General features: G+C 67.5%; 9 protein-coding genes. 3 read left to right on the forward strand and 6 right to left on the reverse strand.

The window, feature by feature from the left end:
- Positions 1–60: 60 nt before the first annotated feature.
- Both ASF34_RS09315 and ASF34_RS09320 read right to left on the reverse strand, forming a co-directional pair.
- On the reverse strand, positions 61–1,236 hold the full coding sequence (locus ASF34_RS09315; protein WP_056160683.1) for a glycosyltransferase: 1,176 nt from the start codon (positions 1,234–1,236) through the stop codon (positions 61–63).
- Between the two features lie 116 nt (positions 1,237–1,352).
- Complete coding sequence (locus ASF34_RS09320; RefSeq protein WP_018046111.1) at positions 1,353–2,342, reverse strand: NAD-dependent epimerase/dehydratase family protein; 990 nt, start codon at positions 2,340–2,342, stop codon at positions 1,353–1,355.
- 737 nt (positions 2,343–3,079) lie between these two features.
- Between ASF34_RS09320 and ASF34_RS09325 the strand changes: the two genes are divergently transcribed.
- Positions 3,080–4,471: a UDP-glucose dehydrogenase family protein gene (locus ASF34_RS09325; protein WP_056160684.1), complete on the forward strand. Its 1,392-nt coding sequence runs from the start codon at positions 3,080–3,082 to the stop codon at positions 4,469–4,471.
- A 290-nt stretch (positions 4,472–4,761) separates the two neighbouring features.
- On the opposite strand, the gene ASF34_RS09330 is transcribed toward ASF34_RS09325, so the two are convergent.
- The 4 genes from ASF34_RS09330 to ASF34_RS09345 form a co-directional block, all read right to left on the reverse strand.
- Positions 4,762–5,919 (reverse strand): DegT/DnrJ/EryC1/StrS family aminotransferase, encoded by a 1,158-nt coding sequence (locus ASF34_RS09330; RefSeq protein ID WP_056160686.1) that lies wholly within the window; start codon positions 5,917–5,919, stop codon positions 4,762–4,764.
- Complete coding sequence (locus ASF34_RS09335; RefSeq protein ID WP_056160687.1) at positions 5,900–7,174, reverse strand: glycosyltransferase; 1,275 nt, start codon at positions 7,172–7,174, stop codon at positions 5,900–5,902. The genes ASF34_RS09330 and ASF34_RS09335 overlap by 20 nt, the downstream gene beginning before the upstream one ends.
- A 111-nt stretch (positions 7,175–7,285) precedes the next feature.
- Positions 7,286–8,377, reverse strand: coding sequence for an NAD-dependent epimerase/dehydratase family protein (locus tag ASF34_RS09340; RefSeq protein WP_082494122.1), 1,092 nt, complete (start codon positions 8,375–8,377; stop codon positions 7,286–7,288).
- Positions 8,378–9,224: 847 nt separating this feature from the next.
- Positions 9,225–10,022 carry a response regulator transcription factor gene (locus tag ASF34_RS09345; RefSeq protein ID WP_162240033.1) on the reverse strand — a complete coding sequence of 266 codons (798 nt, stop codon included), beginning with the start codon at positions 10,020–10,022 and terminating at the stop codon, positions 9,225–9,227.
- Positions 10,023–10,446: 424 nt separating this feature from the next.
- Here ASF34_RS09345 and ASF34_RS09350 point away from each other — a divergent pair, with 424 nt between their 5' ends.
- Together ASF34_RS09350 and ASF34_RS09355 are read left to right on the forward strand one after the other, a co-directional pair.
- Complete coding sequence (locus ASF34_RS09350; protein ID WP_156465685.1) at positions 10,447–11,676, forward strand: hypothetical protein; 1,230 nt, start codon at positions 10,447–10,449, stop codon at positions 11,674–11,676.
- Between the two features lie 294 nt (positions 11,677–11,970).
- Entirely contained in the window at positions 11,971–16,605 is a 4,635-nt protein-coding gene (locus ASF34_RS09355; RefSeq protein ID WP_056160694.1) for a MupA/Atu3671 family FMN-dependent luciferase-like monooxygenase, read from the forward strand.
- Positions 16,606–16,609: the final 4 nt, after the last annotated feature.

Genomic DNA, 16,609 nt, shown 5'->3' on the forward strand with positions numbered 1-16,609 from the left:
AGGCCGCTACGCGGCACCTCAGGATGAGGTCGAGCCTTGGAAAACGGTTCAAAGAGGCTCCTAGACCGCGATCGGCATCGTCCGGTGCGAGTCCATCGCCTCGGCGTAGATCCCCAGGAGCTGGTTCGTGGTCACGGTCTCGCTCCAGCACGATTCGTATTTCGACCGCGCCGCCCGGCTCATGCGCTCGGACGCGGCGCGATCGGTGAGGATCCGCGTCATGGCGCGGGCGAGGTCGGCGGCGTCGCCCGGGGCGGCATGCAGGCCGGTCACGTCGTCCGAGACGATCTCGGCCAGCGAGCCGATCCGTGACGCGATCACCGGCAGGCCCAGGGCGAAGGCTTCGACCACCACCATCGGCAAGCCCTCGTACCAGAGCGAGGGGACGAGGAGGGCGCGTGCCTCCCTCATCGCGGCGCGAACCTGCGCGGGGGTGACCTGGCCCCGGTAATCGAGATCGGGCGAGGCGGCGACCTTGTCCGCCAGCGGCCCGGTGCCGACGACCGTGACCCTGCGGCCGGCGATCTTCGCGGCGGCGATCAGGGTCTCGATGCCCTTCTCGCTGGTGAGGCGCCCCACGAACAGCAATCCTTCCCGCTCGCCCTCCCGGACCGGACCGGGATCGGCGAGCCCGTTCGCCTTCACGGCGATGCGGCCGCCGGGCAGGCCGGCCGCGATGAACCGGCCGCGTTCGAATTCGGTGAGCGCGACGAAGCGGTCAACATGGTTCGCCCATGTGCCGATCTGCTTGTGATGCTGGATCGATCGCGCCACCGCCAGCGATCCGAGCCGGGAATCCCGGTAGCACCGGTGCAGCACCGCATTGTAGGCGGAGCCGCCGACGCAGACCTCGCAGGGCGCGCCGTTCCGCGTCAGCATCGCGTTGGCGCAGATGATCCGGTAATTGTGCAGCGTCTGGATCGTCGGCGTTCCCGTCTTGCGGACGGCCACATGCACCATCGGCGAGATCAGCGGGAAGTAATTGTGCACGTGGACCACGTCCGGCCGGAAATCGTCGACCTCCTTCAGGACGAGGCCGATGTTCTTCGGCGAATTCACCGACTGGAACGCCGCGCGCAGGCGGTCGATCGGCGTGACGATGGACGTGTTGCTCAAGGTGAAGAGCCTGACCTCGCAGCCGGCCCGTTTGAGGGCGCCGATCTCCTGGGCCACGACGGAATCCTCGCCGCCGTGGAACTGGTACTCGTTGTGGACGATCAATACGCGCTTCGACATCCGGATCGCCTCACGGTCGTTACTGTGGCTGCTGCATCTTCGTCGCGAGGCGGTCCGCCGAATACGTCGGTGCCGCATCCGTGCCCGTCGAAGCGGATGCGGCGCCGGGCGCGGGGTTATTCGGCCGCGACGGAATGCCGGACCGGATGGGCCTGGGCGATCTCTTCCTCGATCCAGCGATAGGTCGGCACGAGCCCCTCGCGGATCATGATCGTGGGTTCCCACTTGAGGACCTTGCGGATCAGGCTGTTGTCGCTGTTGCGCCCGCGCACGCCCTGCGGCTTGGTCAGGTCGTGGCGCTTGGTGATCGTCTTGCCCGCGATCTCGGCCGCGATCTCGACGAGGTCGTTGATGGTGATCATCTCGTCGGTGCCGAGATTGATCGGGGCGCAGTAATCCTCCGCCATCAGCCGGCACAGGCCCTCGACGCAATCGTCGATATACATGAAGGAGCGGGTCTGCAGACCGTCGCCCCAGACCTCGATCTCGCCGCCGTCGGGGCAGAGCACCACCTTGCGCGAGATCGCGGCGGGCGCCTTCTCCCGGCCGCCGTCATAGGTGCCGAGCGGACCGTAGACGTTGTGGAACCGCACCGACCGGGTCGGGATCTTCCAGTCCTCGGTCATGTATTGGCACAGTTTCTCCATGTAGATCTTCTCGAGCCCGTAGCCTTCCTCCGGCTGGGCCGGCCAGGCGACGTCCTCGGCGAGGGGGGTGACGTCGGGCGAGAGCTGGAGGTGCTGGGGATAGACGCAGGCCGAGGAGGAGAAGAGGAACTTCTCAAGGCCGCTGTAGCGCACGGCCTCGACCATATGGGCGCTGATCAAAGTATTGTTGAGGGTGATCTCCGCATGCGAGCCGCTGATGAAGCCGATGCCGCCCATGTCGGCCGCCAGATGATAGACCTCGTCCATGTCCTTGACGGCGATGGCGCAATTGTCCCGCATGCGCAGATCGACCTGCATGAAGTCGTGCGCGGCCGAGGCTTCGTATTGCGGAAGCTTGATGTCGGCCCCGCGGACCCAATGGCCCTGGCTGACGAGGCTTTTCACGAGATGGTGCCCGATGAACCCACCGGCCCCGGTCACAAGTATCTTTTTCTCCATGACAGACCGTCCTTATTCAATGCGTGCCGCCAGAAGGACTGCATGATCGTCGACTGTATTGGTAGGAACCTTGAGAGTTAGATCGAACGCGCTCGACCAGCCGCCATAGTACCCTTGCGCCGGACGGGGCGACGTTGCGGGGGCGATGCCGACATGGCGGCCTCGAGGAGCGGGCACAGGGGCGCAGACGCATCCGGCCTCGTCCGGATGCTCATGCCGAAGTCGGTCATCTGTCAGAGCAGGTCATCCTAGAGCTGCGCCCGACCACGTTGGGTCGGGGCACATCTCTAGGCCTTTGTTTTGCCGCGCTCTATTTCGCCGAACCGGCATCCACTTCGGCGGAGAGCGCTCTAGCCGACCACCCCATCCTGAGGTGCCGGAGCGTAGCGGAGGCTTTGAGGGAGCCCTCCAGTGGTCGCGCGATCCCTGGAGCTCTCCTTCGAGGCCGCTGCGCGGCACCTCAGGATGAGGTCGTGCCTTGGAAAAACAACTCGAAGATGTCTTGGATTCCGTCCCGCCCGGACCTTGTCGGGCCACCGAATCGGGATGACGCACCGTCGAATCGCGTATTCGCCATCAATAATCGGCGCCGATCCTGTAGCTTTCGGACTAGTTTCCGCCCACTCGGAAGAGATGTTCTCCAAGACAGGATGATATTTTAAGGTTGTCGCTTGCGGCGGTTGCTGTTCGATACGAGCGGCCGCCTTTGCTGATCTGAACGATCCATGGAGGCTGGAATGCGGGTGGCGGTCATCGGCGTCGGATATGTCGGGCTCGTATCCGGGGCGTGCTTCGCCCAATTCGGGCACCATGTGCATTGCGTGGACAAGGACCCTCAGCGGATCGCCGCCCTGTGCGCCGGCCGGATGCCGATCTACGAGCCGCATCTCGATGCCCTCGTGGCCGACAACGTCGCGGCCGGGCGGCTGACTTTCGGCACCGATCTCGCGGCGGCGGTCCGCGACGCGGAGGTGGTGTTCATCGCCGTCGGCACGCCCGCCCGGCGCGGTGACGGCCACGCCGACCTCGCCCACGTCTTCGCCTGTTGCCGCGACATCGCGCAAGCGATCCAGGGCTATACCGTGGTGGTGACGAAATCGACCGTCCCGGTGGGCACGGGGGACCGGGTCGAGCACATCATGCGCGTCGTCCAGCCCCAGGGGGCCTTCGCCGTCGTCTCGAACCCGGAATTCCTGCGCGAAGGCGCGGCCATCGCGGATTTCCAGCATCCCGACCGGATCGTCATCGGCACCCAGGACGAGCGGGCGCGGGCGATCATGACCAACCTCTACCGGCCCCTGGCGGAGGCCGCGGTGCCGCTGTTCTTCACCACCCGGCGCACCGCCGAGCTGGTGAAATACGCCGCCAACGCCTTCCTCGCCATGAAGATCGGCTTCGTCAACGAGATGGCCGATCTCTGCGAGCGGGCGGATGCGGATGTGGCGGGAGTCGCCTACGGGATCGGCCTCGACCGGCGGATCGGCGCGCAGTTCCTCCAGCCCGGCCCCGGCTTCGGCGGGTCGTGCTTCCCGAAGGACATCCAGGCGCTGATCAAGTCGGCGCAGGATTACGGCGTCCCCTCCCGCATCATCGAGACGGTGGCGGCCGCCAACGAGCAGCGCAAGCGATCGATGGCGCGCCGCCTCATCAAGGCCTGCGGCGGCTCCGTGCGGGGGCTGACCATCGCCGTGCTCGGCCTGACCTTCAAGGCGGATACCGACGATGTCCGCGAGGCGCCGGCCACCTCGATCATCACCGCCCTGCAGGACGAGGGCGCCGAGGTGCGGGCCTACGACCCGCAGGGGATGGACCAGGCGAGGGCGCTCATGCCCGACATCGCCTACGCCACCGATCCCTATAGCTGCGTGGCCGGCGCCCACGCGGTGGCGGTCGTGACGGAATGGAGCGCGTTCCGCACCCTCGACCTCGCCCGTCTCCGCTCGCGCATGGCGGGGCCGGTCCTCGTCGATTACCGCAACATCATCCCGGCGGCGGAAGCCGCGGAGGCGGGCTTCCGCCACGTGGGCATCGGCCGGCGCAGCGTCGCGGTAGAGCGCCCGGCGCCACGGATCGACCTGACCGAGCCGCAGGGCGCGGTGCTGCCGGAACTCGCGGTCGCCGCGGGGTAGTCCCGCGAAGGCACCGACCGAGCGAAAGCCGCCCCGCGACTGCGGGGCGGCTTTCGTGTGTCGGTTCTACTTGAGGAGTTTACTTGGGGAAGTCGGTATCGTTGCAAGACGACCGATCTTCCCACCCTCTCACCTCATCCTGAGGTGCCCTTTGCGCACGCAAAGGGCCTCGAAGGAGCCCTCCAGTTCGCTTGGCGAATACTGGAGCCCTCCTTCGAGGCCGCTTCGCGGCGCCTCAGGATGAGGTCAGGGGTTGGAAGGACGGGGAACGGGTTTCGGGAGGCCCGTGTTCACCGTCGGGTCGCGGTCCGCAGGGCGGGTTTCGGCCAGAACGCGGAGGCCTGGGCCAGCACGGTCTCGATCACCTCGTCCTGCTCGTCGATGCGCAGATCCGGGAAGAGCGGCAGCGAGAGCGTGCCCTCGCCCCATTCCCGGGCGACGGGCAGGGACGAGGCTTCCGGTACGTCGCGGTAGAGGGTCAGGGTGGGCACGCTGCGGTAATTCACCGTCGTGCCGATGCGGGCCTCGCCCAGCGCCCGGAGCATGTCGTCGCGGCGCCCGTCTGGGACGTGGATCGGGAACAGGTGCCGGGCCGAGACCACGCCCGGCTCCAGGGCCGGCCAGGTGAACGGGGTGTCGGCGAGCGCGGCCTCGTAGCGCCGGCTCAAAGCCTCGCGCCTCGCGCACTGGACCTCGACCTGCTCGATCTGGGGCGCGAGCAGCACGGCGAGCAGGTCCGGCAGATTGGCCTTGGTGCCGAGGCGGTCGATGTCCCAATGGTTGTAGGTGCCGCCCTGGAAGCGTTGGGCCGCGCCGGCGGACATCCCGTGCAGCACCGTTTGCACCAGGGTCCGGGCGAGGTTGGGATCACTGGTGACGACGGCGCCGCCCTCGCCGCAGGTCACGTTCTTCGTGGCGTAGAAGGAGAAGATCGCCGCGTCGCCGTCCTGCCCCGGCCGGCGCCCGTTCCGGCTGCCCTCGAAGCAATGGGCCGCGTCCTCGATGATCCGGATCGAGGCCGGGATCGCCGTCCTCAGGGCCGGGATGTCCACCATCTGGCCGTAGAGATGGACGGGGATGATCGCCCGCGTCCGCTCCGTCACGGCCGCCGCCGCGAGAGCGAGATCGATGAGGAGCGTGTTCGGGTCGCTGTCGACGAAGACCGGCGTCGCGCCGACGAGGCGCACCACGTTGGCGGTCGCCGCGAAGGTCATGGCCGGTACGATGACCTCGTCGCCGGGGCCGATCCCCAGGGCGAGGAGGGTCGCCACCGCCCCTTGCGTCCAGCTCGAGGTCAGCTTCGCATGCGGCACGCCGAAGAAGTCCCGCAGCAGGTCCTCCACGCGCGCCCCCTCGGGGCCGGTCGTCAGGAACGCGCTCCCCAGGACCGAGGCGACCCGCACGGCGTAGTCGGGCGAGAGCGCATGCCTATAGAACGGGACTGCCATCCGTTGCCTCCATGTCTTCGGTGAGGGCCGGCGATGCCGGTGTGGTTCGGTAGAGGGCGTGCAGGCGCGCCGCGACCACGGTCCAGTCGGCCGAGCATCCCATCCGGTGGGCGCCGCGCGACATCGCCTGCCATTCCGCGGAATCGAGGGACGCGGCCCGGGCGAGGGACGCGGCCACGGCCTCGGCCGTCAGATCCTCGATGAGGAGGCCGGCGCCTTGCCGTGCCATCGCCTCGGTCATCCCCGCCTCGGCGGTGATGAGGAGCGGTACGCCGAGGATCTGGGCTTCGAGCGCCGCCGTCGGCCAGCGGTCGAGGCGCGAGGGAAAGGCGAAGAAGTCCCAGGCCCGGACGACCTCGTCCCGGTCGGCTCCGTAGCGCGGCCCCTCGAAGGTCACGGCGGACCCGATTCCGAGGCGGAGGGCCGTCGCCGCCAGCGCCTCGCGCTCGTCGCCGGGACCCATGACGACGAGGCGACCCGCGCCGCCCTGCCGCCGGTAGAGGGCGAACCCTTCGATCAGGAGGTCGAGGCCCTTGTGGAACGTGGCGAGCCGGCCGCAGAAGCCGAAGACCGGCGAGCCTCCGGCCGGGCCGGGCCTGTCGACCAATCCCGGCCGCCCGCCGAGCGCGCTCGAATAGACCCCGTGGGGCACGAGGACCGACCGGGCCTTGGGCGCCAGGCGGCGCAGCTCGGCCTGTTCCAGGGCGGTGATGACGTGGACGAAGCGCGCGCCTTCCAGAACCCGCCGCTCCAGCAGCCGGACGTAGAGGGCGGTCGACGGCTTCACCAGCCGGCCGGCCCGGTCGTAGAAATGCGAGAAGCAGGCGTGGAGGCTGATGACGTAGGGGATGCCGCGCCGGCGCAGCATCCGCGTCAGCGAGACCAGGAGCGGTTGGCGCGCGCCGTGGAAGTGGAAGACCGTCCGCGTGTCGGCCCCGTCGAGGAAGGCCTCGCGGGAGCGGCGCGACAGGCTCACCGTGCGGCCGAGGATCCTGAGCCCCTCCAGCGGGACATGATCCATTCGGATGCCCGCCGGCACCGTCATCCCGTGCGGATCGCGCGACAGGAACAGGATGCGGGACGCCTCGCCCGACAGGGTCTGTTCGGTGACGAGGGAGCGGGTATTCTGATGAATACCGTTGGCGAAGGAGGGATATCCCTCCTTGTTCTCGATGATGACATGACGGACGGAGAGCGGGGAGCCGCCATCCGGCCGTCGGACCGGGGACGAGGAAGGCACGTCATAGGCTCGCATGGCTGTCCTCCAAAGCAGGTTTCGCAGGAGTGGCCCCCGGTTCTGCGATCGAAAACCTGCGACACGGCGCTCTTGAGCCGGTCGATGGGAGGCGCGGGTCCGGATCGGCTCTCAGGCGCGCGCCCCGTCCGCGGCGGTCTCGAATTGCGGGCGGGGGAAGACGCCCGGGCTCGCGGCGACGGTCTCCTCGGCCGCGAGGGGCAGGCTCAACCCCTGGAGCGGATCGGCGAGCAGCATCTTGTACCACTTGACCGTGTTGCAGGCCGGCGTGTTGCGCAGGAGCTTGGCTTCGATGGCGTTCTGGATCTCGATGACGGCGTCTTCGATCCGGTACCGTGCCCCGAAGCCGAAGTGTTCACGCGCCTTGGCGAAGCTCACATGGTAATCGCGCCGGTCGGGTCCGCCGGGCATGAACTCGATCTCGCTCGGCCTCGTGACGGTGTTCTTCACCGCGAGCGCGATGTCGACGATCTGGCGATTGTCCCAGCCGACGTTGAAGGCCTCCCCGGCGACGGCTCCGGCGGGAGCGCGCAGGGCGCCGAGGAACGCGGCGGCCACGTCCCGCACATGGACCAGGGGGCGCCATTGCGAACCATCCCCCCCCACCGTGATGCGGCCGCGATCCAGGGCGTCGACAGTCATCTGGTTGACGACGAGGTCGAAGCGCATGCGCGGCGACAGGCCGAAGACGGTGGCGTTCCTCAGCGCGGTGGCGACGAAATGGCCGGTATTCAGGGCGAGCACGGCCTCTTCGGCCCTGGTGCAGGTCTGCGCGTAGATGGTGAGCGGGCGCAGCGGCGTGTCCTCGGCGAGGAACAGGTCCTGGCCGGCACCGTAGACCGCGCAGGAGCTGGCGAAGAGGTAGCGGCGGACGCCGGCGCGCTTGGCGGCCATCGCGGCCCGGATGCGGCCCTTCTCGTTGATGGACCGTGTCAGTTCCGGGTCGAGGTCGCCGGACGGATCGTTGGATAGAGCGGCCAGATCGATGGCATAATCGCAATCGTCATAGGCGCGGTGATCGATGGTCCTGATGTCCTGCTTGACGATCTCGAGTTTCGGATGGCCGTCATACTTCGAAAGACATGGCGTTCCAAAGTAGAATGCGTCGATGGCCCTGACCCTGTACCCGCTGCGCAGCAACTCTCCGACCATGACGGATCCAATATATCCGCCCGCCCCCGTGACAGCAATTTTTGCGTTCATGGCTCTCTTTCCATCACGTCATGAAAACGATCTACATCAGTCTTGATATTCAATTTAAAGTGATGGTTCTGGTAAATCAAAAGAACAATCGGACTAATAACTATGGAACCGTGATGTCTTCGATAGTGTCAAATCAAGCCGATCTGGTGCGCGAAGGGGTTAGTCGAGACAATTCCCGGTGCGGCAGGCTTCATCCACTCCGATCGACCGGCGATGAGCGCTGATGTGCGGTGCCGGCGGGGCGCGGGCGTCGCGTCATCCGAAGGGCCACGCGACGCGATGGTGTACGGTTGGGCGTGGCGGGGTTGGCCGGGGCATCGCGATATAGCGTGCGAGGGCAAGCGCCGGCCTGACAGTGTGCCGGTCGGGCCGAATGTTATGAGGTGTAGTTCAAGTCTTCATTGGGAGGATTGTCGCCCTGCATCGACCAGGTGCCGGCCGAGAGGGGAGGTCGCGTGAGGCCGATTTGGTTGGATGTCTCAGCTGTTGCTCATGCCAAAGCAGAACATCCAATCAAACCACCTCATCCTGAGGTGCCCTTTGCTGCAGCAAAGGGCCTCGAAGGAGCCCTCCAGGGATCTCGCGATGACTGGAAGTCTCCTTCGAGGCCGCTGCGCGGCACCTCAGGATGAGGTGAAGCCTTGGATAAACAACCCATCTGTCTGATCGGATTCTTAAGCGGATGTTCCTGCCAAAGCGGAGCATCCAATCAGACCACCTCATCCTGAGGTGCCGGAGCGTGGCGGAGGCTTTGAGGGAGCCCTCCAGAGACCAAAGCGGTCACTGGAAGGCTCTCTCACAGTCGCTACGCGGCGCTTCAGGATGAGGGAACGCCTCGACGGTACTGTTAGACGGTCGCCATCTCTTCGAGCACGTCGTTCAGGGACGCCACACCCGGATGATGCGCGACCAGACGGCTCCGGTCCCCGGCGTTGCAGTATTTGATACCCCAGAGCGCGGCCTGTGTTCTGTTTCGTACATTGATCTTTCGGAGGATCGCCTTGACGTTCCCCTTCACGCGTCCCTCGGCAATGGACAGGCGCTCGGCGATCGCGCGGTTCGAATCGCCCTTGATCAGACAGGCGATGATGCTGAGCTCCCGCTCCGAGAGATGGAACGCCTGATCCTCCGAGGGAGCTCGATCCTCGCCGGTGGGCGCCTGATCCTCTTCCTCGCATGGCTCGGCCTTCACATGCGCGCGAACCGACAGGTGCGGCACGACGCAGTGATCGAGGAGGATCAGTTCCAGCGCCTGCACCAGCGTATCCGAACCAGCGCTGGACAGAAGGATGGCCGCCGCGCCGCATTCCAGCATCGGTGCCACATGCTCGACTTCACAGGTCGCGCAGATGCAGATGATGAAGCTATTCGGGAAGCGAAGACGAGCATTGATGATCTCTTCGGTCGGCGCGTCCGCGGTCGGTTGAATACTCATGATGATAATCAAATTCGAATCAAATGTTTCGGTAAAATCCTGGGCCTGATCCAGGCTTCCCACCATGGAAACGACATCGAAGCCGCTCTTTATCAAGATGTAGCGTAAGCCTTCTCTGTAGAGCGCCGTTCCACCGCTAATGACGGTCGCCGGACGTTTTGCGGGAGCAATAGTGAGTCGTGGAAAGGTAGTTCCGGATACATGAATCATCGCTGGACCCCCACCGATTCGCATTGAATAAATCGACCACTCCGTTTTCAAGTAATGTACAAATCGATACATTAAATTGAGAGTCAGGTATGAATTGGAACAATCTGATCGTCAATGAAAAATGGGTTAGCTAATCCTTTTTTGGTCATCCCATTTGATCGATGCCGGCTTCCGACTTCGCCGAGCCATCCGAAAGCTCTATGCGGATGTTAATGTGTGGTGGTTCTTGGTGCGAACATTGAGAGGTGCACTCGGGGATTCCTACGGCGTCTCAAATTCAGCGACTGTATAGATTCCGCTCGGATCGTTCGGGGCCGGTCATACGTCGAGATCGTCCGTTCGGAGTAGGTCTCTTTCGATCTCCAACGACTGGCAGCGCGAGGTACAATCGGCGTCATACAGCTGCGGTGATGTGAGATTCGATATGTTGGGCAGGTGGTTGCACGCTCATGACAGCTTTGCCGGCTCCAAAAGATCGCTCGGTTCCGGCGATGCGGCGCAGGTCGGTTCGGTCCGCGCGCCGCTCCCCGGGGGAGGGGGGTGGGCCGAGTCGTTCCGGCACGACCATGCCGACCTCGTCGGCCCGATTCGGCCGGGCTCCCGCTTCTCGGGCAACCTCTATTGGCTGCTGGCCACCACCTCCATACTCAGCGCGATCGTGTTCGGCCTCGTGGTCGAGACGACCCGGTCCGTGGGAGCGCGCGAGGCACGCCAGGAGCAGGACGGGCATCGGGCCGCCTTGCAGCAGGCCGAGGACAGGATCACGACCCTCGCCCTGGCGCTTCGCTCCGAGAAGGACGCGGCCGAGATCGCCCGCTCCCTTCTGGGCCGGCAGGTCGATGAAGGGCGCCGGGCTTTGGAGGCCGTGGAGGCCGACCTGAAGCGGACGCAATACGATCGCCAGCTTCTGTCCGCCCGCGCGGATGACCGCGAGCAGGCGCTCCGGCGCCTCGAAGGGCAGTTCGAGGCCAGCCGCGGGGAGGTCTCCACCCTCCGGTCCGAGGCCGCGGATCTCCAGGCCCGCGCCGATGCGGCGATCCGCGCGCAGGCGCTGGCGGATGAGGGGCGCCGGGTGGCCGAGACCGCCCTGGCGGAGGTCGGGCTCGCCCGCGATGGCGATGGCCCGGCGCGGATGGAGCTGGCGTCGATCGATGCCGATGCGAAGGGCGACGTCGCGAAAGCCGACGCCGCGGAGGGCGGGTCCGGCGCGGCGCGGGCCGCTGCGGCCAGGGTCCGGGAGGTCGCGCCGGTGGACGACGCGCCCGTGAGCGACCTGCGCCCGAGATGGCTGACGCTCGGCGGCGCCACCTTCGCCTCCCTCGACGCGCTGACCTTCGCGAGGGGCATCGCCCCATCGAAGCCGAAAGCGCTGCCGACGCCCTCCGTCCTCCGCCGCGTGGCTCCGCGCCCGAATCGCGGGCGGCCCCAGGCGAACGCCGCCGCGCCGTCCTCCGCCAATGCCGCCCCCGCCGGGAAGGCGTTTCCCGACGACGGAGGTGCCGGCCCGGACGGCGAGGCCCACGACACGGTCCGGGCCTCGCGTCTTCCGGTTTCGTCGCTCATGCGCCCGCCGCTGGCCCAGGGGGCGCCGCAATTGAAATCCGCCCGCGGCGACGGGGCGCCATCGGGGAAAAAGCTCAGTAATCCGAAGTAGTGCTTCTCTTGAGGGGATTAACGCCGCATCTTTTATTTGAAAGGTCGAGGAAACGAGTTCGGCCCGTCATGCGGGTCCGGGTTCGTCTCAATAATCCCTTTCAGGAATGACGGTCGGTACGATTTCTATCCGGATCGTTGGCCCCTATTCGATCATTGCCTCAATAATTCGTCGAAATTCATGTCTTTGTTTGCCGGAACGAGCATTTTGTCTCGAATTTGAAAATTCGAAATCTCGTTTCTTGTTCCCAATCATCGATCCCCCTGACGTACAGCGGTGCCGGAGCCTGTCGAGATGGAATTCATCGGGAACCGTCCTCGGGACGATACGGTCGCCCATCACGCCGAGGACGATGCGAGACCCACCGCCTGCTTCATCGGCGACGGGACGCTGCTGATCCGATGCGCGGAGCTTTTTCTCGCCGCCGGGCATGCGATCTCCGCCGTCGTCACGCGAGATCCCCGCGCCGCCGACTGGGCGCGCCGTGTTGGACTCACCCTCATCGACAAGGACGCGTACCTGAAAGCGGGCCAGGGCCACGTGCCGGTCGATTTCCTGTTCAGCGTCGGCAACCTCGACGTGATTCCGCCCGCCATCCTCGCCCGAGTCCGGCGCCGGGCGATCAACTTTCACGATGGCCCCCTGCCGAGGCATGCCGGCCTCCATGCCACGACCTGGGCGATCCTCGCCGGGGAGACCTCGCACGGCGTGACCTGGCATCAGATCGACGAGACCATCGATACCGGCGCGATCCTGGCGCAGGAGCATTTCGACATCCTGCCCACTGATACCGTCTTCAGCCTCAACGGCCGCTGCTACGAAGCCGGCGCCTCAAGCTTTTCCGCCCTGCTCGACGGGCTCGTCTCGGGCCGCGTGGAAGCGAGTCCGCAGCGGGGCGAGCGCCTCTACCATGGCCGGCTCAAGCGCCCAGATGGCGCGGCGACCCTCGATTTCCGCCAGCCCGCCGCCCGGATCGCCGCCCTCGTCCGCGCCCTCGATTTCGGCCCGGTGCCCAATCCGCTGGCGCGCCCGAAGATCTTCACCGGGCAGGATCTGGTCCTGGTCCGGGGCGCGGAGATCGGTCCCGCCTCCGGTCACCTCCGTCCCGGCACGATCACGCGGGTGGGGCCCGATCTCGTGTCCGTCGCGACGGCGGATCGCGAGATCGTCCTTTCCGGCCTCACGACCCTGCGCGGCGAGCCGGCCGGCTCCCTGTTCAGCCCCGGCACGGTCCTGCCCGAGATCGAAGGCCCGCGCGCCGAGGCGATCGCCGCCGCCCAGCGCCTCGCCGCCGCCCACGAGGCGTTCTGGATCGAGCGCCTGGCCGATGTCGCCGCGCCGACATTGCCCTATCCCCGTCGCGGGGCCGGGGGCTCCGAGGCCGCACCGCATGCCATCGCCATCCCGCTTGCCCGGACGGCGAGCGCGGACGACGCGGCGGCGGCTTTCCTCGCCTGGATCGGCCTCGTCTGCGACACGCCCCGGATCACGCTGGGGCTCAGCGAGGCCACCGCAGATTCCGAACGCGATACTTGGCCGTGGTTCCTGCCGGACCGCCCCCTGACCCTGGCCGTCGACCGGGACGGTTCTGTCGCGGAGCTCCGGGCGGCGTTCGCAGCCGAGCGCGCCGACCTCGCCGCCAGGGGCCTTCTGGCCGCCGATCTCCCGCAACGCGCCGCCTCGCCGGACATGCGCGAAAGGGCCGTCGCATGGCGCAAGATCGGCCTGGTCCATGGCGGTACGAAACCGGGTCTCCTGGCGCGTACCGGCTCCGAACTTGTGCTGGTCCTGAGCGAGGGTGAAAGCCGGGCGGAGCTCCTCGTCTGCGGCCGGACCTTCGAGGCCGAGGTCGCGCAAGCCATAGCCGGGCAGTTCGCGGCCTTCCTCCAAATCTTCCTGGCCGATCCCGAGATTCGCCTCGGCGCGCTCCCCCTCGTGCCGGAGGAAGAGGCGGCCATCGTGGCGGCGCTCAACGCCACCACCGCGCCCTTCGCGGAGGATCGCGGCATCCACGACGAGATCGCCGCCAGGGCGGCCGAGCTGCCCGAGCGGGACGCCGTGGTCGCCGGCAAAACCCGCCTCACCTATGGCGAGCTCGACCGCGCCGCCGGGGAGCTCGCCGGCCGCCTCGTCGCGGCCGGCATCGGGCCGGGCACCATCGTCGGCATCTGCCACGAGCGGATGCCCGACCTCGTCGTCGCCGTCCTGGCGACCCTGAAGGCGGGGGCGGCCTACCTGCCCCTCGATGCCGAATACCCGCGCGAGCGCCTCGCCTACATGCTGGAGGATTCCGGCGCCGAGGTGCTGCTGACGAGCCGCCCGATCCAGGAGCGCCTCGCCTTCGCTCCGGCCACGGTGCTCTACACTGCGGAAGCCCAAGGCGAGGCCGCGCCGCCGCCCGGTCGCGCCGGCGGGCAGGATCTCGCCTACGTCATCTACACCTCGGGTTCCACCGGCCGGCCCAAGGGTGTGGCGATCACCCATCGCAACCTGATGAATTTCTGCGCCGGCATGGATGCCCGCATCCCGCACGACCCCCCCGGCATCTGGCTCGCGGCGACGAGCCTGTCCTTCGACATCTCGGTGCTCGAAATCCTCTGGACCCTGGCGCGCGGCTTCACGGTGGTGCTGCACGGCCAGCGCTCCGAGCCGAGTCCCGGCCCCGGCTTCAGCCTGTTCTACTTCTCGAACGACGACGCGGCGGACCCGCAGGACAAGTACCGCCTGCTGCTGGAGGGCGCGCGTTTCGCCGACCGCAACGGCTTCGAGGCGGTGTGGACGCCGGAGCGGCATTTCCACGCCTTCGGGGGCCTCTACCCCAATGCCGCGCTGAGCGCCGCCGCCCTCGCCGCCTGCACCGAGCGCGTCAAGATCCGCGCCGGCAGCTGCGTCCTGCCGCTCCACCATCCCCTGCGCGTGGCCGAAGACTGGGCGATGATCGACAACCTGTCGAAGGGCCGGGCCGGGATCGCCTTCGCCTCGGGCTGGCAGCCGAACGACTTCGTGCTGGCGCCCGAGCGCTTCGCCGAGCGCAAGGAGAGAATGGCGGGGCAGATCGACGACATCCGCCGCCTCTGGCGCGGCGAGCGCCTGCCGTTTCCCAATCCGCTGGGCAAGGTCGTGGAGATCGGCACGATGCCCCGGCCGATCCAGCCCGAACTGCCGATGTGGCTCACGGCCGCCGGCAATCCCGACACCTTCGTCCAGGCCGGGCGGCTGGGATGCGGCGTCCTCACCCATCTCCTCGGCCAGACCCTCGAGGAACTGGCCGACAAGATCCGGCAGTACCGCCAGGCCTGGCGGGATTCCGGACATGCCGGCGAGGGCCATGTGACCCTCATGCTCCACACTTTCGTGGGCGAGGACGAGGATGCGGTCCGCGAGACCGTCCGCGAGCCGATGAAGCGCTACCTCGGCAGCGCGATGGATCTGGTCAGGCAGGCCGCCTGGACCTTCCCGACCTTCGTCCAGCGCGCGGCCTCCGACGGCCGCACGCCGGCCGAGATCCTCGACGCCGAAGACCTGTCGCCCGCCGATCGCGACGCGCTGCTGGACCACGCCTTCGAGCGCTATCACCGCACCGGCGGCCTGTTCGGCACCCCGGAATCCTGCCTCGGCATGGTCGAGGCGGTGCGGCGCATCGGGACCGACGAGATCGCCTGCCTCGTCGATTTCGGGGTGCCCACCGATCTCGCCCTCGACCATCTCGAGCATCTGAAACGCCTGATGGTTCTGGCCGGAACCCTCACCTCCACCGCGCCGGCCTCGGTGCCGGAGGACATCGTCCGGCACCGGGTCACCCACTTCCAGTGCACCCCCTCCATGGCCCGGATGCTGGTGGCCGATGCGGCGGGCCGGCGCGCCCTCGCGCAGCTCGGCACCATGATGGTGGGCGGCGAGGCCCTGAGCGCGGACCTCGCCCGCCGGCTGCGCGACCTCCTGCCCGGCAGATTCCTCGGCATGTACGGGCCGACGGAGACGACGATCTGGTCGGCCGTGGTCGAGATCGACGGCGTGGAACGCGGCGTGGCCCTCGGCGAACCCATCGCCAACACCACCTTGCACGTGCTCGACGCGCACCGGCGCCCGTGCCCGGCCTATCTGGCGGGCGAGCTCCATATCGGCGGCGAGGGCCTCGCCCGTGGCTATCTCGGACGCGACGCGCTGACGGCGGAGCGGTTCATTCCCAATCCGTTCGGTCCGGGACGGCTCTACCGGACGGGCGACCTCGTCCGCCGGGACGCCTCGGGAGGGCTCGTTTTCCTCGGGCGGCTCGATCACCAGGTCAAGGTCCGGGGGCACCGGATCGAGCTCGGCGAGATCGAGGCCGCATTGGCGCGGCAGACCGGCATCGCCGCCGCCGTCGTGGTGGCGCGGGAGGATACCGACGGCGACCAGCGCCTGGTGGGCTACGTCACCGCCAGGGACGGCGCGACCCTGCGGCCCGAGGCCCTGCGCGAGGCGGTGGCCTCGACCCTGCCCGCCTTCATGGTCCCGGCCGTGATCGTGGTCTTGCCTGCCCTCCCGATGACCCTGAACGGCAAGGTCGATCGCGGCGCGCTGCCGGCGCCGCATCGGTCACCGGAGACGCAATCGGCATCGCCCGAGGCGCCGATGAGTGCGCTGGAGGCCCTGATCGCCGGCATCTGGGGTGAAGCGCTCGGTCGCCAAGTGGTCGCCACCACGGAAAACTTCTTCGACCTCGGCGGTCACTCCCTCCTCGTGGTTCAGGTCCAGCGCCGCCTCGGCGAGGAGCTCCGCCGGGACATCGCGATCACCGACCTGTTCCGCTTCCCCACGATCCGCACCCTCTCGCTGCATCTCGGAGGATTCGCCACCGGTCCCTCGGCGTCGGACCGGGGACACGACCGGGCCAAGGCGCGGCAGGCGCTCCGACGCCGCCAGGAAATGCCGGCGACGGTCGCCTGAGCCC

Source organism: Methylobacterium sp. Leaf106 (assembly GCF_001422895.1).
In the GTDB taxonomy this organism is placed as follows: Bacteria; Pseudomonadota; Alphaproteobacteria; order Rhizobiales; family Beijerinckiaceae; genus Methylobacterium; species Methylobacterium bullatum.

Coding starts and splice junctions, on each gene's coding strand:
- ASF34_RS09315 (WP_056160683.1), bottom strand. CDS start 1,236: ATGTCGAAGCGCGTATTGATCGTCCACAACGAGTACCAGTTCCACGGC.
- ASF34_RS09320 (WP_018046111.1), bottom strand. CDS start 2,342: ATGGAGAAAAAGATACTTGTGACCGGGGCCGGTGGGTTCATCGGGCAC.
- ASF34_RS09325 (WP_056160684.1), top strand. CDS start 3,080: ATGCGGGTGGCGGTCATCGGCGTCGGATATGTCGGGCTCGTATCCGGG.
- ASF34_RS09330 (WP_056160686.1), bottom strand. CDS start 5,919: ATGGCAGTCCCGTTCTATAGGCATGCGCTCTCGCCCGACTACGCCGTG.
- ASF34_RS09335 (WP_056160687.1), bottom strand. CDS start 7,174: ATGCGAGCCTATGACGTGCCTTCCTCGTCCCCGGTCCGACGGCCGGAT.
- ASF34_RS09340 (WP_082494122.1), bottom strand. CDS start 8,377: ATGAACGCAAAAATTGCTGTCACGGGGGCGGGCGGATATATTGGATCC.
- ASF34_RS09345 (WP_162240033.1), bottom strand. CDS start 10,022: ATGATTCATGTATCCGGAACTACCTTTCCACGACTCACTATTGCTCCC.
- ASF34_RS09350 (WP_156465685.1), top strand. CDS start 10,447: ATGTTGGGCAGGTGGTTGCACGCTCATGACAGCTTTGCCGGCTCCAAA.
- ASF34_RS09355 (WP_056160694.1), top strand. CDS start 11,971: ATGGAATTCATCGGGAACCGTCCTCGGGACGATACGGTCGCCCATCAC.